Origin of the sequence: Paenibacillus sp. MER 180, assembly GCF_023713665.1 — a bacterium.
GTDB classification, from domain to species: Bacteria; Bacillota; Bacilli; order Paenibacillales; family Paenibacillaceae; genus Paenibacillus_B; species Paenibacillus_B suaedae.
In genome coordinates this window covers 1-20,839 of the sequence record NZ_JAMAVT010000020.1, presented here as the reverse complement: position 1 = coordinate 20,839, position 20,839 = coordinate 1, and the positions used below count along the sequence as shown (strand labels likewise).

Sequence of the window (20,839 nt, the reverse complement as noted above, 5' to 3'; positions counted from 1 at the left end):
AAATAGATTTATAGATGAGATTAGTTGTACATAAGATGGAGTGCTTGGGAAGCTGTTTTTTCATGAACCCATGGGGAGGTTTGAAAATGAGATTAAAGAATACGCTGTCTTTCATCTTATGTTTTGCTCTCATTTTTTCAGGGACGACATTGACTGTATTGGCCGATGAAGCCATCACAGCAAAAGATGCTGATGGCAACACCATCACAGCGAAAGCTGCAAACGGTAACACCATCAGCATTACAGCAGTGAATCGAGCCATCGGAGCTTCAGATGAAATGATCCTGTTTACCCGAGAAAATAGTAGTAAGCTCACAGATTCGAACCCTTATGCGGCTGCTGCAGTCGTGGACTACCATGAAGGCGCTTACAGCGTTACCGACGTCACATATCGTGAGGGTGCTGTACAAATACCGACGAATGGTTTTGTACTGTTTGGTCACGGATCGAGTGAACAGTGGATTAAAGACAATATGAGTCCGGGAGACCCGGTTGAGATTGTTGGCTACACGCTGCCCGCACCGGTAGTCGGAGGTCCACAGCTCATCACAGAGCAGGGCACTATACCAATCGACGTTGTTGATCAGGATCAACCGGCGAACACCATCGCCGTCTATACACGTCATTTTGGTGAGATGACAAGACCATTCTCTGATGATACCGTTCAATATATCATCACCAATGATGTGTCAGTCGTGAAAAGCACATATGGTGTTCATGGTCAGAGTGGCACCTACATTCCTGCGAACGGTTATGTCATTTCGGCTTCTGGCAACGCTGCGTCATCCTTGAATTTGGAGGTGGGGCAGTCCGTACAAGCGATTAACGTAGATATTCCTATTCTGCCTAGCAAGTATTTGAAAGTGAATGGTATTGTGGTAGGCATTGATAAAATAAATGGATCGCGTGGAGCGGGAGAGGTGGTGTTGTACCAGCCTACTTATGGCGCAACCACCAATCAGAATGCTTGGGGAATGGAGCTTACAGTCGTTGGCAATAAGGTGACCAACGTCGTGGCGATTGCATACGATCCCAACACAGGGGCTTATCTTGATAACAACTCTTCCATCCCATCGGATGGATATGTACTGTCGATTCAAACGGCAAGTCCATTCTATAACCAACTAGCGGGTCAAGTGCGTATCGGCGCAGAGGTTGAGCTTGTGACAGATAGTTTAATATACCAAGCGGCTAGAACTTCGTTTGATGCATTTAATCCGAAAGTAAAAGAAGATAATCCCGGAGGCTGGGACAATGTCGGCAATGTGCCTTATCCAGGATTTCGTGGATCGAATCAGTTGATCGTCTATAGTCGTAATTATGGCGCGGAGACTGGCACGAACCCATGGGGCAATGAAGTGATTGTTAATGCGGATGGATATGTGACGAATAACGGCGGGAACAACAGTAAAATTCCTGAAGGCGGCTATGTATTATCCGGTCATGGGGTTAAAAACACATGGTTAAAGAACAACGCACTGGTCGGAGCCAAATTGAGTCTGGATTTTGTTAAAAAAGAAGTGTTGGTTATTTTTACGCCGGAATCTTACTTAGATAAAGCGTCGATAAGTATCAATAGCGCAGAGAAGGCGCTCCAGTTATCCAAGAATCAATTTATGGATGTGCCTTATGCCGATATTGAACAGAAGATTGTAGAGGCGAAGGGCGTTTATGAGTTGGTCAAACAGCGCTTAAATGAAAGCGGTACCAACGGGTTGATGGATCTACTGAATGACTTGGATCAGAAAGTTACGGAAGCAAGTTATATGAATTTTGAGTCTCCAAAAGTACAGACTCGAGGTCTCTGGATGAGACCGAAGGAAAAGAACTTGGAGCAGGTTCGAGATCATGTGAAGAAAATCAAAGAGACCGGTATCAATGCCATCTATCTAGAAACATGGTGGAATGGATATACCACTTGGCCAACGTCTTTGCCAGATACCGAATTAAATCCTTTGTATGAAGGCTTTGATGTACTTGGAGCATTTATTGAGGAAGGCAAAAAACAGGGGATTGAAATTCATGCCTGGGTGGAGAACTTCTTTGTCGGCGGACCGGTTGTGGTGAATCATCCCGATTGGCTTATGAAAAGCAGAAAAGGTATTGATTATGAAGAAGGCAGTCACAATGCCAAGTGGTATTGGCTTAATCCAGCGTTCCCGCAAGCTAGAGATTTCGTTGCTTCTGTATACGATGAACTCGTCACAAAATATGACATAGCTTCACTGCATTTGGATTATGCGAGGTATCCAGGATCCGGAGATTACACGAATGATTTTGGTTACGACACGTATACCCGCGATTTGTTCAGCGAGAAATACGGCGTTGATCCGCTTGACCTTCATCCAGGAGATCGTTACTGGGATGAGTGGCTGCAATTCCGTGCGGACATGATCAATACCTGGGTCGTTCGGGTAGTTAACGAGGCGCATCAAATCAAACCAAACCTACAAATTACAACTGCGGTATGGCCGAACTATGAGGAAGCGCCGAAATCGCACGCACAAGAAGCGAAATACTGGTTGGATCATAATTTGATCGATCACTTGTTCCATATGTCTTATGCACCAGGTTCGGAATTAACGGTAACGGACTTGAGAAACTCGATGGCATTAGCGGGAGACAATGCATTCGTCTCATCGGGTCTGGACACATTCCAAGGCAATCCTACATCGGCTGTTGTGGATCAAATTACCGAAGCGACAAAGAATGATGGAGCTGGAGCCGCATTATTTGAATACGAAGGACTATTTAATTATAAGTATGACAAGGTGCTGAAGATTGGGTTGTATCGTAATAAAGCAATTTTGCCTCAATATGATACGACCAAGCCTCTAGCGACCGTGATGGAAGAAATGATCCGTAAAATCAATGAGATTTACGTTCCTTTCCAAGGGATGAGCCGTAAGGACGGCGGGAAACTAATACAGAAACTGGAATCCGCTGTAAAAGATCTACATGTGAATCCCACTATGACAGATGAGACTGCAAGTGACGTGAAACAGAAGATCGACAGCATAAGCAAACTTCTCGCAAGCAGCTCGATTAATAAAGAAGTGAAGAATCGAATGAAGCATGATTTGGACTATGGCCGTAAAATGATAGACATCTATTTCTCCAAAACAGCGAAAACGCAATTAAGTAAATTGACGGTGAGCTCGGGGAAGAAGGTAATGAAGGTAACGCCTTCCTTCACACCATCGACGTATGATTACAAGGTAAAGGTCGGGCACTCGGTTACGGAGCTAAATATTACGGCGACTACAAGGAATCAGAATTCAGTTATTTCCGTGGGTGGCAAGCCTATTGAAAATGATTCGGTCATTCCCGTACCACTTCAAGTGGGATCGAATCTGGTTACGTTACAAGTGATGTCCGAAGATGGACGAATGAAAAACTACACGGTGACGATTCAGCGCGCTGGTAATGATAAAGGGAACTACGAAGAATAACGACAAAGTTGAAACTGCAATATGTAGGCTTCATCAATTTCTAATGAATTCACGGGGTGTCGCAGATCGATTTTGGCACCCCGAATTTTTTTAGTTTTTGTAAATCCGAGTGCTATATCAGAATATGAAGAATATAATCTCCAAATATTCTAAAAATAGTGGAGAAATTATTTAATGCGTGCTACAATGAACATGCAAGAAGGGAAAAGGTGGCAGGAACGACTCTTATTCCGAAATCATTCATGGATTGGAGCAATTACAGATATAGCGTAGAATAATAAGGCTTTTTTGTAAGCGCTACCGTTTTCGGACTTATAGTCATTTCTTCTCCTAGCTTTGAGAGAGAGTTTATAAAGAAGAGAGGGTGTTGTGGCATGAGTTTCAAAGGTAGAAAGTTGATTTCATTACTATTGGCATCAATGATGATGGTGGGGTTATTGGCGGCTTGTGGTTCGGATTCATCGAGCAACAAGGGGGCTGCTTCAAGTGGAAACAACGATAGCGAGAAGCCCGCGGAACAAGTCACGGTAGAATTCTGGACAATCTCATTGCAGCCGACCTTCAATGAGTACTTCAACAAATTGATTGCGGATTATGAAGCGAAGAATCCGAATGTCAAGATAGATTGGAAGGACTACCCTTACGATGCTGTACTGAACAAGCTCATGACGAATATTGCTGGCGGTAATGCGCCAGACGTGGTGAACCTTAATACGGAACTGGCCAATCAGATGGGAACCAAGGATGCATTGGTTGACTTCAACCAAGAGCTGACAGCGGACCAGAAGGCAGCTTATTTCCAAGGAATCTACTCCTCAACAGAAATGAACGGCAAAGCGTTCGCACTCCCTTGGTACACTGGATTGCCTGTCCTATTCATGAATAAGGATCTGGTGGTGAAAGCTGGACTGAATCCAGACAATCCGCCGAAGACAAAACAGGAATTGAACGAATGGGGCCGCAAGATCAAAGAGAAAACCGGCGCCTACGGCTACATATTCACGATGGAAGCACGGACTCTGTTAGAAGAGAACCTGCCGTTCCTGACTGAGGATTATAAGAAGGCAGCTTTTAATACACCGGAAGTGGAAGCGTATGTCAATGAGAATGTACAACTGTTAAAAGACGGCGTCATTCCAAAAGACATTATCAACTACGATAAACAAGTGCAATACTTCGCGAGTGAGCAAGTAGCCATGTCTTTATCCAGCTCGCCGTTTATTAACAAGATCAAGACAGCCGCGCCTGATGTATACAACAAAATGCTTGCCGTTCCAAGTCCGGTTGGCAAAGCGGGCATCCGCTATTCCAACACGATGAACATCGTCGTGCCTTCGGCAACATCCCATAAGAAAGAAGCGGTTGACTTCGCTGTATTCGTCACGAATGCGGCCAATCAGGTGGAATTCTCCAAGATCGCTAATACATTGCCTTCCACGGTAGAGAGTGCCAAAGCTCCATTCTTCTCGGAGAATGACGGAACTCTAGAAGGGGTCGCTAAGACCGTATCCGCAGTCAGCCTTGATAAAGCCGAGGATTTCTACATCGGCGTTGAGAGTGCTAAAGACGTTAATCAGACCATCACCAAAGCATTGCAGGAAATTTATTTGAACGGTGCTGACGTGAAGAAGACATTGGCTACGGCCGAGAGCGATGTTAACAAAATCTTGGGCAACTAAATACTTCAAATTGGGCAGGCTTGTCCTGCCCGATTCTTATAATGGATGTTCAAAAGTGGACTTTTTGAACTACCTAATTAATGGTGGTGGAGGATTACTATCATGAGAAAATTCTTTACTAGATTCGGCAAGTCGGAAGCGGCAGTGGCTTGGCTCTTCATGACACCGGGTTTGATTCTACTGGCCCTATTTGTCTTCTGGCCGATTATTTATAGCGTACCGCTGGCGCTGACGAATTACTCCGTCATAGGCAAGACCGAGTTTGTTGGCTTGGATAACTTCGTTAAGGCGTTGCAGGATAAGAGCTTCATCACGTCACTGCTCAACTCATTGCTATACGTCATTGTTGTACCATTTATTCAGATTATATCTATACTTATGGCGATTCTAGTCAACAGCAATGTCAAAGGCATTAAATTATTTCGAACGGCTTATTACATCCCCGTAGTTACTTCTATGGTCGCGGTAGCGCTTATTTGGGGCTGGCTGCTCAACCAGAATGGGGTCATAAACTATGTGCTGTCCAATGTAGGGTTAATGAAAGAGAAAATTACCTGGCTGTCCGACAAAGATACTGCACTGTGGACACTGATGTTCATTACGATGTGGAAGGGCCTTGGCTACTATATGATGATTTATTTGGCCGGATTGCAATCCGTTCCGAAGGATCTGACAGAGGCTGCGATGATTGATGGCGCGAGCCGGGCGCAGACGATTCGTAAAATTACAATTCCGCTGTTGAGACCGTATGTCTTTTTCTGCACGCTTATTTCACTAATGGCGGCAATCCGTGTGTTCGATGAAGTGTTCATCCTAACGATGGGTGGACCGGGGGATGCTACCTTAACATCGAGCTTGTATATTTATCAGCAGGGTTTCCAGCAATTTAATTTCGGCTACTCTTCGGCACTTGGCTTAATTGTCAGCGTCATGATTGGTGCGCTTAGTATCGTCATCTTCAGATTCAACCGGAAGGGTGGTGTCAATCCATATTAATGGATGCATGATATGAGAAAAAAACCACTTCGATTAGTGAAATTATTATTGTTGTATGGAGCACTGATTCTGTTTGCCATTTTTATGATGGGACCATTCCTATGGATAGTAAGTGTGTCGCTCATGCCCGGCAAGAATGTGTTCAGCTCTCCGCCGGCGATCTTCCCGACATTTATCGACTTTGATAATTACGTCCAAGTGTGGAATTACATGGACTTTCCAAGATACTTAATGAATACCGTTATCATTGCGCTGATGGGCGTTGTAATGAACATCTTCTTTTCTTGTCTTACAGCCTATCCGCTTGCCGTATTCCGTTTCAAAGGCCGGGATCTAATCTTTACACTACTGATAGCGACGATGATTATTCCCGCTGCAGCAGGCATGGTAGTTAACTATTTGACGGTAAAAGCACTAGGCTTAATGGGCGGGTTTCTTGCAGTCGTGCTTCCTTCAGCGGTTACCGTGTTCAACGTATTCCTAATGAGACAGGCGTTTATGGGCATGCCGCATGAGCTGCGCGATTCCGGCAAAGTGGACGGTGCCAGCGAATTTCGTATTTGGCTGCAATTGGCGCTGCCGATTGTGAAGCCGGCGATCGCCGTTATCGGATTATTGGAGTTCATGGGGATGTGGAATAGCTTCCTCTGGCCGATGATTGTGCTTAATGATACGAAGCAGTATCCAATCGCATCCGCGCTCAGCTTTTTAAATGGCCAATTTTCCTATAATTTTGGCTGGATTGCCGCCGGAACCGTTATTTCGGTTATACCGATTATCATCGTGTTCCTGTGCACCCAGAAATATTACATGGAAGGTGTATCCGGAGCAGTTAAAGGATAGGAGGACACGACTCACATGAGAAAAATTATATATATTCCGCTGGACGAACGTCCGTGCAATTACGAATTTCCGGCACTTCTTGCCGCGGGAACGGATTATCATGTCGTTCGTCCGGATTTGAGCATGATGGGGCTGAAGAAGCGCCCTGGAGACATCGAACAGCTATGGGCCTGGCTATTCGAGCAGGCGCGTGATGCAGACGGAGCGATTGTGGCCTTGGACACATTGCTATACGGAGGAATAATCCCCTCGCGGCTGCATGAGATGACGGAGGAACAATGCGGGGAGCAATTGGAGAAGCTCCGTCAATTGAAGCGGATCAACCCAGCTTTGCATGTATTTGCTTATCAGCTTATTATGCGTTGCCCGCGCTATTCCAGCAGTGATGAAGAACCGGATTATTACGAGAATTGGGGCAGGGAGATTTTCCGGCGCGGGTATATCCGCCACCGGTTGGAGCTGGGCATCGCTACAGAAGAAGAGCAACATGAATTGCAGCAGATCGAGGGCGTTTTGCCTGAATTCATGTGGCAGGACTACACGGAGCGCCGTGCTGTTAATTTAACAGCGAATAAGAGAGCAATCGAACTGGTGCAGGCCGGGGCCGTCGATTTCATGATCATCCCACAGGATGACTCGGCTCCTTATGGTCTGACTGCGGTGGATCAGCAGCACGTTCGCGAGCATGTCAAGAAGTGTCAGCAGCAGCTGTCCGTCTATATGTATCCCGGGGCCGACGAAGTGGGATGTACGCTGCTTGCCCGCATGATCAACCATTTTGAGCGTCGCAAGCCACGGGTGCATGCTCATTTTGCCAGTGTGCAAGGGCCGTTCGTGATGCCTCTCTATGAAGACCGCGTACTATATGAATCGGTCAAATATCAGATTATGGCGGCCGGAGGACTTATGTCGCCTTCCCTGGCAGAAGCCGATATGGCCCTATGCATCAATTCACCCGGCGAGAGCATGATGGAGTCGAATGATCAAGGGCAGTCTTCTTTAGGGTATCAGGTGTACCGGAATCTAGTTGAACTGGTAGAGATGGCTGATGATATTGTTCACCGTCTTGGCAAGCCTTGTGTTATCGCCGATGTGGCCTATGCCAACGGAGCAGATCTTGAACTGCTGCAGCTGCTTCGCGATAAGAAGCTATTGTTCGAATTGGCCGGTTATGCAGGCTGGAATACAAGTGGCAACACGCTTGGAACTTGCATTGCACAAGGCATGATCTATGCCGTGAATGGCAATACGCCGCAGCATCGCGATTTCCTGTCACTACGCTATGTCGAGGATGGGGGCTATTGTGCCTTCGTACGCAGGAATGTAAGTGATCGGGTGCTGCCTGGTACGGAATACAATTATTTCTCGATCGACGGACAGCGGGGACAAATCGCCGAGCAGGTCAGAGCTGAATTGACTCGGTTCATCGAGCAGCATTTGCATGATCCAGAGAATAATTATGAGATCGTGATCGACGATTGCTATATGCCTTGGAGTCGGATGTTTGAGGTCGGATTGAAGACCCATGTCCGTGATACGAAGCAAGGACAATAAAGTACGAAAATAACAGAAAAGGTGCATGAACAGCTCAGGTGGATGCTGGAAGCGCCGGAGAAGGAGCCAGCGAGAGATGCATAACGAGCAAATGACAGACGTCGCCGTCCTAGGCGGCGGGTTGGGCGGATGTATGGCCGCATTGGCTGCAGCCAAAATGGGCGTGCGTGTAATCATGACAGAGGAGACGGATTGGCTCGGCGGTCAGCTGACAAGTCAGGCGGTTCCGCCGGATGAACATCGGTGGATCGAGGAATTCGGCTGCACAGAGACGTATCGCGAGTTTCGAGACCGGGTGCGTGCTTATTATCGAGAGAACTATCCGATGTTGGAGGAAGCGAAGAATAATGAACTGCTTAATCCAGGCAACGGTTGGGTAAGCCGCTTATGCCATGAGCCGAAGGTGGCGCTGCGCGTCATCGAGGATATGTTGGCCCCGTATGTGAACAGCGGCCGTATCACGGTATTGTATCATTTCAGACCAACTGCAGCCTCAGTGAACGAGGATCAGATAGAGAGTGTAACCGTTACACATATAAGCTCAGGTGAAGAAGTTGTACTAAGGGGATCATACTTCCTCGATGCTACGGAATGTGGAGACGTACTGCCGTTAGCGGGGGTGGAATATGTAATAGGCGCGGAGTCCAGGCGTGAGACAGGGGAGCCGCATGCGCTGGAAGAGGCAAATCCGCTCGATGTGCAGTCGATCACCCATGTGTTTGCCCTCGATTATGTAGAGGGTGGCGATTTCACGATTGAGAAGCCTGAGCAATATGATTTCTGGCGCAAGTTCGTACCGAAGCATACGAATATTCCGCTATTAAGCTGGTATGCGAACGATACGGATGACGCGGAGAAAATGAAGGAGTTCGCCCTATTTCCAGGTGAACGCAAGGACGCTTCTGGACGGGAGCTACTGTCGCTGTGGACGTATCGTCGTGTCATCGACCCGACTTTATTTGAGCCTGGGCTATATGAAAGTGACATCACCTTGATCAATTGGCCGCAGAATGATTATTTTCTAGGTTCAATTATTGACGTTCCTGAAGCAGAACGGGCGGAGCATCTGGCGAGTGCTAGACAGTTAAGCCTCTCACTGATCTACTGGCTCCAGACCGAGACGCCTCGTCCGGACGGAGGGCAAGGGTATCCTGGCATCCGGCTGCGTACGGATGTACTGGGTACAGAGGACGGACTGGCGAAGTACCCGTATATTCGCGAGTCGCGCCGGATTCAAGCGATGTATACCATCACGGAGCAGGATGTTAGTAAGGACATCCGCGGGGAACAAGGAATTCGCCGTTACGACGATAGCGTCGGTGTAGGCAGCTATCATCTGGATGTTCACTTGACGACCGTCACGAACCGGACGTTCTATATTCCGAACTATCCGTATGAGATTCCGCTTGGTGCGTTACTGCCGATCCGGGTCAAGAATTTGCTTCCCGCATGTAAAAATATCGGGACCACTCAGATCACGAACGGATGCTACCGCCTCCACCCGACAGAATGGAATATTGGGGAATCGGTCGGTTATTTAGCGGCCTATGCGCTGCAGAATCAAGTGACGCCGCATGAGGTTCACGCCAATTCGGAGCATCTTCAGGCCTATCAAGCGCTGATTCAAAGGCAAGGGGTCCAAATCCACTGGCCGGACGATCTGGTTCTATAACAACGATAGAGTAGAAAAACTGAGCAGACAGCCACTCTATTGATAATAAGGGGTGGCTGTTACTGATTCTAAGGAAATGAAAGAGTACATATTATGAGCTACATATTACTCAATGAACAGTTTATTTACGGAGGTGTGCACTATGGTAGATTCAATGATTCAAACTTTAAAAGGCGGACTTATTGTTTCCTGTCAAGCTCTTGAGGAAGAACCATTCTACGGAAGTGATTATATGGCCCGCTTTGCTCTAGCGGCTGAAATGGGCAAGGCGGTAGGGATCAGGGCGAATACGCCTCAAGATACTAGAGCGATAAAAAAGGTGACGAATTTGCCGATTATCGGCTTATGGAAGAAGGAGTATACCGGTTCTGACGTTTACATAACTCCTACCTTAACAGAGGTTGAAGATATTATCGCTGCTGGAGCCGATATTGTCGCTACGGATGCTACAATTCGCAATAGGCCGGGCAATGTTTGTCTTGCGGATTTGGTTAAAGAAATAAGGGAGAAGCACCAAGTACTATTAATGGCAGATGTATCTTCTGTAGCAGAAGGAGTAGAGGCGGAGAAATTGGGTTTTGATCTTATTTCTACTACGTTATCTGGTTATACAGCTTACAGCCCGCAAAGTGAGGAACCAGATATTCAATTAGTTGCTGACTTAAGTCAAATGGTTAGCATTCCCGTATTAGCTGAAGGGAGAATTCATAGTCCTGAACAGACTGTTGCGTGTCTTCGGGCCGGAGCTTACGCCGTTGTAATTGGCGGAGCCATTACCAGGCCGCAATTGATTACTAAGAAATATACGGATGCTATACTTCAATATCATAACGTTCCTGAAATGTAGTCTCTATTATTTTAGTTGCAGCATCCTTTAAGCGAGGAGGTTCTATGGATGGGACATACTGGGGAAGTAGCTATAGGTCTGGATATCGGTGGCAAGGCGATTTTTCACTTAATCCGGTTCGTGAAAGTCTGTCGCGCCAGCTGCTTCCTGTTTTTAGAGAGAGGGTTCGGAAAATTGAGGTAGTCTCAGCTTCTTTAGGAGATAATGGAGGTGTAGTAGGGGCTGTAGCGGGTTATTTTATTTAAAATAAAATTCACAGTATAATGTAATTTGTTATAGCATACTAGTTTGCCTTTTAAAATGCGTGTTCAAAAAGGTCGGTTTTCAGCACCGAGGCTTATGCTTCCGATGTGCGTTTTTTCAAAACGCTTGAATTGGATGAAGATAGGGACTGAGGAGCGGAGCTACACGTTTTCGTAGAAAACGACTTCGTAAGCATCTGCTTAGGCCCGGCTGAATTCAAGATTCGATGCCGAATCACCTTCCCGATTTACTTCGTGATCAAAAGCGGACTTTTTGAACAACCTCTTAAAGGAATTTGTGTATATCCTAAATATAGGTTAGTCTACAGTTCACTATTTGTTAGGCAACCTGAAAGGAGAATGGATTTGTCTAACGAGCAGGGAATGGGAAAGACGTTGTTATCCATAAGAAGTCATTTCAATGGATTAACCAAAACAGAACAAAAAGTTGCAAATTTTATTCTGGAAAACGCTCAGGATATCATTTATCATTCGGTGACCGAACTTGCAGAGAGAGCGGACGTCGGTGAGACGACGGTGATTCGCCTCTGCCGGAAACTGAAATTCCAGGGCTTTCAGGATTTTAAATTATCTCTGGCACAAGATATGGTTAAGCCTTCCGATCGCTTGTATAATGAAGTTACTGAAGAGGATGATGCAGCGACTTTAAACCGCAAGGTGATATCTATGCATATTGAGACGCTGGAACAAACCTCGGAACTTATTAGTTCAGATCAGTTGGAGAAGACCATTGATCTATTGACTGCAGCTAATCATATTCACTTTTTTGGAGTCGGATCTTCAGGATTGACGGCGTTACAGGCCGCGCATAGCTTCACCAGGATTGGCAAGCAGAGCTTCGCTAAGACAGATACGCACTTTCAGGCCATGACAGCTGCATTAATGCATCCAGGAGATGTAGCTGTTGGGATATCCATTTCGGGAAGCACCAAAGATACGCTGGAGAACTTAAGCCTAGCCAAGAAAGCGGGCGCCAAAATAGTCGTTATGACCAGTAATGCGCGTTCCCCTATAACCAAACTGGCAGATATCGAACTGTTAATGGTTGCTAGAGAAAATCCACTACAAGGCAGCTCACTTGCTGCAAAGATATCCCAGTTAGCTGTTATTGACATTTTGAATGTCGGGGTTTCTTTAAAAATAAAGGATGAAGCTATGAAATACCGCGAGATAACGGCAAAATCAATCTCTGAGAAACTGTATTAATGATTACATCATTAATTTCAATTATAATTATTAAAATGAGGAAGCTTTCCATCGTTTGGAGAGCTTTTTGTCATTTTATGGCCAGATACTCACAAAAAAGGGGTGCTGATATGTTAAAAAGATTTGTTTGGAAGAAAAATGATATTCATTCCATACAATTAAAAGAAAATCTATACATCATTGCTCAATTATTAGACAATCCATACGCTGCATTTTTTAATATAACGAGTGAACGTGATCATTTTAATGAGAAGCTGCTTGACTTAAATACGTTTAAACCTTTTGGGGTGTGTATGGTGTTAAAGGGGTTTTTCAAACAGTGTTCCGTAGGGAAACTAAAAAATGTACAACCTAATTTGAATATCCCTATACCAGAGATTTTTATTAGTAGTGACAGGGGACAGTGGGGAAATCGCTCTGAATTTAGTGATGATGAACTCATATACAATTTGGTGAAAATCGATCCCGCAGTCGGTGATAAGGGTCTTATGGGGAATGAAATTATCCAATACAATATTGATAGAAATGACCCGAACATGTTAACCAACTACGAAATTGTTGGGTATAACACGGGTTACGAATTTGTACGTCGTTTAATTCTATCGATTGAGAATGGCCGATGGATCGATCCATTAAAAGAACAGCGATTGCTTGGTATCGATAACTATCCGTTACAAACAGTCGAAGAGATGTGGCAAGCCGGGGTTCCGAAATATGGGGTAGAGGATAAAGACGGGAATCGACAAAATGAGAATGAAGCAGCCCAAATCAGTTATCTAATTGAGATGTATAATGACCCTTTCTACCCAGAATTTTTAGTTGATAAAGTAAAGGAATGCATTTTGCGTGTTGTTCAATTTATAGAAAAAGGGAATCGTGATGTAAATAAGATTCAAAGTAAACTTGATGAAATGACAATAGCCATTAATGATTTGGCAGATGAGTTTGGGCAAAATAATAGTGAAATAGAGACTGTTGCAAGGGAATCAATTGCTGCTACAGTAGAATCGGTCTTACAATATTATAAGATCGATATTGTTATTGAGGATGCCCTCAGAGAAAGAGAATGGTAGGAGATAATTGTACACAAAGACAAAAAGGGGGGTGTCCAGAAAGTCATTGAAACTGACTTCTGGACAGCCCCTTTTTGGTAGGATTTAACTCGATTAATGTCGAAGTATGGTGAGAAGCAGCGCTGCAGACAATGAACCCGGCCAAGAGATCGAGAGAATCTTATCATTAAAGGAGTAAGTATGAAGATGAATAGAGAGCCCATATTACCAATTAGACAAATAGGGGAAAACAATTGGATTGAAAACCTGACATGCTTTCTTGAGGATCAGGATGTAGAAGTGATTTCATTAGAAACTGAAAATTTTCAAAAGACAGAGAAATATCTAGATTGGATAATTCCCTCACAAACGAAAGATTATTTCTTACATTTCGGTGGTATAGAAAGCTCTGATTTCATGTACAACCTTAAGAAAATGGATGAGTGGGAAGCATTGACAAATTCTATATGGGAATTTGTATCATTGTATTTTCAGCAAGATGAAACAGATAAATATATTGTTTTTGCTGAAAGTCCTAGCAATGATCCTATTTGCTTTAAAAGGGATACTGGGGAGATTTATTTATTTTCTCATGATCCGATTAAAAGGGCTAAAGTATTTAAAGATTTCAATGACTATTTATTAAATGAAATAATTGAAATTCAAAAATTGTACGCAGAAGTTACTTTTGATAGTTCTAAGGAAGAAATAGAGTATAAAAGAAACTTGTTGGATGGCGAGGGTATTGATTTTGATTTCCGCTATTTAAAACTTTAAGCACGACAAAGAATACAAACCATAGGGTTGCCTATTAGCAGCCCTATGGACGGTTGGCCATGATCTTTGATTATATACAGGCTTAGGGCGTGAGAGGGTGATTACATGAAAAAAATAGAGTACAAAGCGATAGAAAAAGAATATGACTTGCTGCTCAGAATTTTTGAAAAATATTATGACTCATACGAAGAATTGCTTAACAGAGCTAAAAATGTAGAACAAGATACAGTTATTTGGAGTGATTCATTTTTAGAATTTTTTCCATATCAAAATGCACTAAATCAATTAAAGAAGCCCAAAATCTATAAAACTGAGCCTGAATCTAATGAAGGAGTTATCGTAAATAAGTTAAAAGATGGTGAACTGTACTATTCTTATGATAAAGAAAATAAGGGATGGGGCAGTGTTTTTGTAATAAAAGAAGATGGGATGAAACTTTATCTTAGGTTTCTAAATAACGATAATGATGAAATCGTTTTGGAACAAGTATATTGTGTAGTTTTGAAAGAGACTGTGATAGAAAAAGTATTATTCTATTTGAAAGACGTCGACTTGGACGGAGATGAGGAATTGAACGAAGAAACATTTTTGGTGGATGAGTATTTGTATAATAGCAATCAAGCAGTTGATACAATTATTAGAAATGGCTTCTATCATGAAAATAAAAATAGTATACCAACTACAACATTTCGATTTGAGTATGTTGATGAAGGTATATTGATATACTCAAAACAAATGAAACAAAATCAGGTGGATGTCGAACAGATAAGGTGGAAGATCAAAAAATCCAAAATCAAGTAGAATATTTCCACAGAAATAGATTTACGCCTTCAACTAAAATCACAAGTGAGGTGGCCTTATGAATCATTCTGATATTATTTTACCAACCGAAATTAGTGACATTGTAAGCGATTGGTTTTGGGATATTATTATGAACGCAGATCAGAATGCGGATAAATTAAGAGAAATATTGAGAGAAATGGATCAGGAACATATCGTGAAGTTTCAGGAACAATTTTTAGATGCGGCAAGTGTATTACAAGAAGAGCCATTTTTAGATTACATAGAAGAGTCAGAGGATGGGATTGAAGACGTAAGTTATTTGGTAGTAAGTCAGGGGAAGAAATACTATGCAGAGATACTTAATAATCCTGAGAAAATCCCATCTACAGCTGAAGATTGTGTAATTTTATTCGGCATCGCAGATGAAGTATGTATAGAAAAGTTCGGTGAATCAACCGGGGTATATTAACATTATAGTCTTTGATAAAAGAAATAATCATTAGTTGGATTAAAGGAAATTTGAGAAGCTGCTTGGCTTAAATAATGATAAACCTTGATTGAACAGAAGGTGATTAAACATGTTATTGGACGAGCTACAGGAATATTGTGAAATCAGTACTATTAGAGGTATGAAAGATTGGTATTTCTATTCTAACAAAACACCTGCCTTTATTTTTACGCATTATTTAAATTTCTCATTGTTAGAAGGGCATATAATAAAAGTCTCAATAAGAGGTGAAATGGAGGTAGAAGTGATTTATGAATTTTTAAATTCCATTAAAAAATTCATAACTGCCGATTGTACCGATAGAATAGTTAAGATAACTAATATTGCTTACAAGGAAACTAATTTTGATGCAATGTTATGTATACCTTCATCGTATCATACTAGTTTTGCAACTTATAGCGATAGACTCCATCAAAAAACCTTAGATGTATTTCCAATATATAACTGTGAATTTAGTGGGGATGAGTCTCCTGATACAGTTAAACTTTTGCGACAAGATATTGTTTCAACTGTAAATTGGAACCGAGAAAAATCTCCAAAAATTAAGCTTCGTTATAAAAATAACAAAACCAAAAGCGGCACGATTGGGCGAAAATTATATTTAGATAAATGGAATAACCTTTCACATGAACTAAATAGTTTACAAGACTGTACAGATTTTTCTTCTTTTATTGAAGTTGAAAATTACAAGAATGAATATATTCACATTTCAATATTAAGTATACATGTATTGGTTATTCGAAATAAGAAAGAGATATTGCTACAAGGCGAGCTTGAGGAGATAAGAAGATACGTTACCAATTTTGTTTTCAATTAGATGTAAAGTTAAATTAGGAGAAAATTATGAGGAATGATCCATGTAGAGAGAAGTGAACGTCATGATAAGGAAAAGAAATTTTCATGAAATAATGGATAGTTTAGAACATCGAAATAGAATTCCAAAGATCAGTGAGTTTACAAGGAAGGATTGTTTATTCTTATATGAGAAACTTGCCGATAATAGCATCGAGGCAGATCATGTTTTTTTATCTTATGAAAAAGCAAAACAATATAATAAAGAGTATCACGCAGATTTTAGTGAACTTAAAGAAAGCCATTGGATATTCGCCGAAACTGGCAGAGGCGATTTTTGGATAATCGATATTGATGATAGTAAATCACCACCAACAGTACTTTTTTATGATCATGATCTTGAAGATTTTAGTCCAGAAAATATGCAGAATGTTTCAATACATATATTAGAGTGGTTTGAATTAGCAGATTTAATTTTGCAACTTCATAACAAGGATTTTTATGATGAAGATTTTAGACTTAAGGAGCATTGGAAACAAAAAGCCATTGAAGAAATTGAAAAGATAAAAAAGGGGCTATCGAAAAAATTACCTTTTCAATTATTCTGAATAGCTCGATTTCGAAAAGAGGAGGAATCAGGGAATTGCCTCGCTGCAATTACTTATAAAGATCTATGTGCAAGCGTTCATTCTGCTGAGCTGCGTTGTTCAGCTATGATTTTCTCTATACCGAGTGGCGATCAGCGAGGTTCAGCTTTGTTTTGTATCATGTATAAGCTTGAAGATGGCGGGGATACGTTTATTTATTCTCCTGTTCCACTTGTTCATCTAGGGCAAGATCAAGCAGGTGAAGTAGAGCTTTAATGTTTTGAATTCAGAGGTGGCTTGGATGCTACTCAACTGTCACGAGGGTCATCAATAATACGATATGGGACATGTCTCAAATAAAAAAGCTTGCCTTTGGGCAGGCTTTTGACGTTTTAAACACAGTTCATTTTACTGGTAGGATTTAACTCGATTTATGTCGAAGTATGGTGGGAGGATGAACAGGACGTAATTATATAGGAATGTGAATAGCAGGGGGATTAACAGGAGAGATTTAAAGATTCTTAAAGAAACGACAAGGATGTGTTGTAAAGATGTCAGTTGAAATTACCTTTAAAGATGTTGAAAATGAATCCAATGTACCACGGCTTGGTGGATATAGCTTCCTGCCTGAAAATATGGATTGGCCATTAAACCCAGATGGAGATAAATTAACACTCGTATTAAGCTTGCCAACGGATTTTCTTAATAAAACGTTAGATGTAAACTTGCCAAAAGAACAGGTACTATCCGTGTTTACAACGTATAGCAAGGATGATTACTTTCTAGATGTAATAACTTTTCATGGTGATAACGAAGAGTTACAAAACATTAGAAAAGGATACACGAGAGTTTTATTACACGAAGTAGGTAATATTCGAAATGAATCAGAGTTCTTGATACCAGCACAAGAGTTCATTTTAGGGGATGAATTGAATTTAGATTTAGAAGAAGAAGTAGATGGAGAGGAGTTGGATGATGGAGAGATTTACTGTGGTTCGTTGATTGGGCATACACCCTCTCTGTTACAAATAGAAGACGTGGGTCTGGCTGATTATCAATTTTGCCTACAAATTTATGGCGGCGATTTCCCTGAAGGGTTTCATGATATATTTTGCGTCAGTGACTCGACCGGATATTTGTTTATAAATAAAAATGTTGATCAGAATAATGCAGGTGTATTTTTTACACAATGCACTTAGAAGAATAACTTTTCAAATATACAAGCTCCCGAACATATATAAAGAAGAAGACGTCATAAGCTCATTCTTTACATATGTTTTTTTGTTAGAAAAGATAGTCATGCAAAAGTTAAATGTCCTTGGGGTGAGTAAAGTGGAATTTGAAATCATAATTAACCCAAATTTTAAGATTGGAATACGTGATCCAGAAGATACAACGATATCGGAAGCACTAGATAATAGGCATGTTAATAACCAACACTTTACAATGAAATGGCATGATACCTCATTAAGAATCAATTATGGAACACAAATAGCCGATGGCATAAGTGATGTTGTTAAGATGTTAGAGGCAATCAAAAAAAGAGAAGAGCGGTTTGTCGTAACTTTCCCAAGTCAAGCATTTTTCGAAACATGGATATGTAAAATTGGAAAATGTGATATTAACATTAATTGGGATAGTCGTGATGGTTATGAGAGCATTACGATGAAAACTGATTTATTTATAAAAGAATGGCTCAAGCTATTGCAGCAACTACGACAGGTCTTGAGAGAGACTGGATATAATGGTACCAATCTAGTAGATTTTGATTTACTTGAAAATCTCGAAAGATTCCATTAGTCAATTTTACCAGAAAAGTTGGAGGAGCTATGGTAGGCAGACGCCAGTATAGAGCAGGTGGATGAGAGCCAATAGGGAGATGCAAATGAGGGGAAAAACGGATATTTTGAGTATAATAATTTACTACTATAGAGATGAAGAAAGAATGAAAAATCTTTGGTCAAATAAAAAAGAGTTTTCAAAGATTCTCTCTCTAGTAATGGAAGTTGAGCATGATACCTCTCCAACAACGATGTTACAAAGTTGTGCAGAGTATTTTATAAACTTTACTAGTGTTTTTTTAATAAAACAAAGTTCTGATTTTTTGCATTTATTTTCTGAGATAAATGACAGTAATAAACGTGTTTCGTTTATGAAAAAATTTTTTATAAATGATCTTGTTTCTGACAAGATTATTTTTAATGTTTTGAACGATATAGAAGTAATAAAAATAGTAGGCTCTTACAAAGAGTGGATAGAATTGCCTATTGTGATAAGGGCGCGAAAACTTATTACTACATCGAATGATAGTGAAATATCTGTAGACAAAATTATTCCATTAGATTTGGATTTAGATAATAGTTTTCAAGAATATTTATTATCTTGGGCTTTTGAAGAAAAAAAATTAAATAAGGACGGGAATGAATATTTTAGAAAGAACTTTGAAAAAAAGTATAAACACATATGTTCTGTCATGGAACAAGGCTGATATTATTTCTTCATAAAACAATCTTGAAAAGAGGTTTAATAATGGATACAGAAAACGGAAGAATTAACTGTAATATTTATGGCTATTGCGGCAGTGTCTCAGAATGGATAAAAAAATCTGTTGAGCTTTTCTCTAACATTGGTTTTCCGCTTAAAAGTGTTAGCTACGATGTGAACTATCAGAAGTTAGAGAGGAAGAGCCTTAACAAGTTTCAGAGTGAATGTAATGAGATGAATGAAGGAAGTTTGGAAAGTTTATTTTCATTTACGATATTCAAGGGCAAAAGCATGAAGGTTCCAAGCTCTTGGGAATATGGGGTAAGGTTTGATAAACCCAGTAGAGAGTTACAGATTTTCTTCAATACAAGCTTAGAAATGAACCATACACAAACTCTTGTAGATCTATTAAGTGCTTACTTAGATGATAAAATAATCAACTTTGGATATTTTTCATATGACACAATTTGGGGCAAAGGTGAAAGTTTAGATTTATATATGGAGAATAATCATAGTTGGTGGCTTGCCTTAAATCCAAGAAATAGGGCAAGGTAATTGGCTGTGGACAGTTCCAGGAGAACGCCTACATGAAATAGGGAAGCTTTTATATGATAAAAAACTGTTAATTGGGGTAAAAGGTCAGAATTTTGGTTTCGTTTAAAGAATAGACTGAGAGGTATACATATGAAAAAATTCTTAAAGATTTTCTCTATTACTATTCTTGTAATTGTAATCGTGTCTATAGGAGCTTTGCTAGTATTTGGACGTAACAACCATAGTAATTTATCTGGAAGCGTTCCTGATAAAATCGATCAATATTTGATAAATGAAAAATTTCAGGGAACCGTCCTAGTTGCAAAGGAGGGGGAAGTTTTATTTACAAAAGGTTATGGATTGGCAGCTACTGATTTACCGAATAACCCAAGCACGCTCTATCAGATTGCTTCATTATCTAAAACATTCACTGCAGTAGCAGTCATGCAACTAGTAGAAAAGGGACTTCTAAACGTAGATAATCCAATTTCGCAATACTTTCCAGACTTTCCGAATGGAGAGTCCATTACAATAAGTCATCTACTAAGTCATAGCTCGGGAATTCCGGATTATTTAAAGCCGAATTTCAATTTTGACTACAGCAAAGAATGGAATCCAAATGATATTGTAAAAACCGTTAGCGATTCTGAATTAGAGTTTATCCCAGGCAAAAGCTTTAGTTATATAGATCGGCTACACTTAGTTGGACAGAAAAATTAAGGGCTAGTAGAATTAACACATCATAACAAGGAGCGGATCTACTATGCCAAGAATAAGACGAACATTTACAGATGATTTCAAGAAACAGAT

The 20,839-nt window shown here is 41.2% G+C and carries 19 protein-coding genes; all 19 read left to right on the top strand.

The window, feature by feature from the left end:
* Positions 1 to 86: 86 nt before the first annotated feature.
* The 19 genes from M3661_RS24510 (at position 87) to M3661_RS24420 (ending at position 20,749) form a co-directional block, all read left to right on the top strand.
* Entirely contained in the window at positions 87 to 3,452 is a 3,366-nt protein-coding gene (locus M3661_RS24510; protein WP_251489411.1) for a family 10 glycosylhydrolase, read from the top strand.
* 374 nt (positions 3,453 to 3,826) lie between these two features.
* Entirely contained in the window at positions 3,827 to 5,131 is a 1,305-nt protein-coding gene (locus M3661_RS24505) for an ABC transporter substrate-binding protein (RefSeq protein ID WP_251489409.1), read from the top strand.
* A 102-nt stretch (positions 5,132 to 5,233) separates the two neighbouring features.
* Entirely contained in the window at positions 5,234 to 6,127 is an 894-nt protein-coding gene (locus tag M3661_RS24500) for a carbohydrate ABC transporter permease (RefSeq protein ID WP_021252878.1), read from the top strand.
* A 12-nt stretch (positions 6,128 to 6,139) separates the two neighbouring features.
* Positions 6,140 to 6,970 (top strand): carbohydrate ABC transporter permease, encoded by an 831-nt coding sequence (locus M3661_RS24495; protein WP_251489406.1) that lies wholly within the window; start codon positions 6,140 to 6,142, stop codon positions 6,968 to 6,970.
* Positions 6,971 to 6,985: 15 nt separating this feature from the next.
* The gene (locus tag M3661_RS24490; RefSeq protein ID WP_065292847.1) at positions 6,986 to 8,524 is read left to right on the top strand and encodes a DUF4127 family protein; all 1,539 of its coding nucleotides are present in this window, start codon (positions 6,986 to 6,988) and stop codon (positions 8,522 to 8,524) included.
* 76 nt (positions 8,525 to 8,600) lie between these two features.
* Positions 8,601 to 10,196, top strand: coding sequence for an FAD-dependent oxidoreductase (locus M3661_RS24485; protein WP_251489405.1), 1,596 nt, complete (start codon positions 8,601 to 8,603; stop codon positions 10,194 to 10,196).
* A gap of 142 nt (positions 10,197 to 10,338) precedes the next feature.
* Positions 10,339 to 11,043, top strand: a complete 705-nt coding sequence (locus tag M3661_RS24480) for an N-acetylmannosamine-6-phosphate 2-epimerase (RefSeq protein ID WP_251489403.1) — start codon at positions 10,339 to 10,341, stop codon at positions 11,041 to 11,043.
* A gap of 608 nt (positions 11,044 to 11,651) precedes the next feature.
* Positions 11,652 to 12,512 carry a MurR/RpiR family transcriptional regulator gene (locus M3661_RS24475; protein ID WP_021252872.1) on the top strand — a complete coding sequence of 287 codons (861 nt, stop codon included), beginning with the start codon at positions 11,652 to 11,654 and terminating at the stop codon, positions 12,510 to 12,512.
* A 110-nt stretch (positions 12,513 to 12,622) separates the two neighbouring features.
* Positions 12,623 to 13,585 (top strand): DUF5713 family protein, encoded by a 963-nt coding sequence (locus M3661_RS31080; protein ID WP_483874666.1) that lies wholly within the window; start codon positions 12,623 to 12,625, stop codon positions 13,583 to 13,585.
* Between the two features lie 186 nt (positions 13,586 to 13,771).
* The gene (locus tag M3661_RS24465; RefSeq protein ID WP_251489401.1) at positions 13,772 to 14,341 is read left to right on the top strand and encodes an SMI1/KNR4 family protein; all 570 of its coding nucleotides are present in this window, start codon (positions 13,772 to 13,774) and stop codon (positions 14,339 to 14,341) included.
* A gap of 105 nt (positions 14,342 to 14,446) precedes the next feature.
* Entirely contained in the window at positions 14,447 to 15,142 is a 696-nt protein-coding gene (locus M3661_RS24460) for a hypothetical protein (protein WP_251489399.1), read from the top strand.
* Positions 15,143 to 15,200: 58 nt separating this feature from the next.
* Positions 15,201 to 15,593 carry a DUF4240 domain-containing protein gene (locus M3661_RS24455; RefSeq protein WP_251489397.1) on the top strand — a complete coding sequence of 131 codons (393 nt, stop codon included), beginning with the start codon at positions 15,201 to 15,203 and terminating at the stop codon, positions 15,591 to 15,593.
* Positions 15,594 to 15,702: 109 nt separating this feature from the next.
* Positions 15,703 to 16,449 (top strand): hypothetical protein, encoded by a 747-nt coding sequence (locus M3661_RS24450; RefSeq protein WP_251489395.1) that lies wholly within the window; start codon positions 15,703 to 15,705, stop codon positions 16,447 to 16,449.
* A 61-nt stretch (positions 16,450 to 16,510) separates the two neighbouring features.
* Positions 16,511 to 17,032, top strand: a complete 522-nt coding sequence (locus M3661_RS24445) for a hypothetical protein (protein ID WP_251489393.1) — start codon at positions 16,511 to 16,513, stop codon at positions 17,030 to 17,032.
* Between the two features lie 530 nt (positions 17,033 to 17,562).
* On the top strand, positions 17,563 to 18,210 hold the full coding sequence (locus M3661_RS24440; RefSeq protein ID WP_065292458.1) for a DUF1963 domain-containing protein: 648 nt from the start codon (positions 17,563 to 17,565) through the stop codon (positions 18,208 to 18,210).
* 133 nt (positions 18,211 to 18,343) lie between these two features.
* Entirely contained in the window at positions 18,344 to 18,811 is a 468-nt protein-coding gene (locus M3661_RS24435) for a hypothetical protein (protein WP_251489391.1), read from the top strand.
* Positions 18,812 to 18,896: 85 nt separating this feature from the next.
* Entirely contained in the window at positions 18,897 to 19,499 is a 603-nt protein-coding gene (locus M3661_RS24430; RefSeq protein ID WP_139070708.1) for a hypothetical protein, read from the top strand.
* A 41-nt stretch (positions 19,500 to 19,540) separates the two neighbouring features.
* The gene (locus tag M3661_RS24425; RefSeq protein ID WP_251489390.1) at positions 19,541 to 20,050 is read left to right on the top strand and encodes a hypothetical protein; all 510 of its coding nucleotides are present in this window, start codon (positions 19,541 to 19,543) and stop codon (positions 20,048 to 20,050) included.
* Between the two features lie 129 nt (positions 20,051 to 20,179).
* Positions 20,180 to 20,749: a serine hydrolase domain-containing protein gene (locus M3661_RS24420; protein WP_251489389.1), complete on the top strand. Its 570-nt coding sequence runs from the start codon at positions 20,180 to 20,182 to the stop codon at positions 20,747 to 20,749.
* Positions 20,750 to 20,839: the final 90 nt, after the last annotated feature.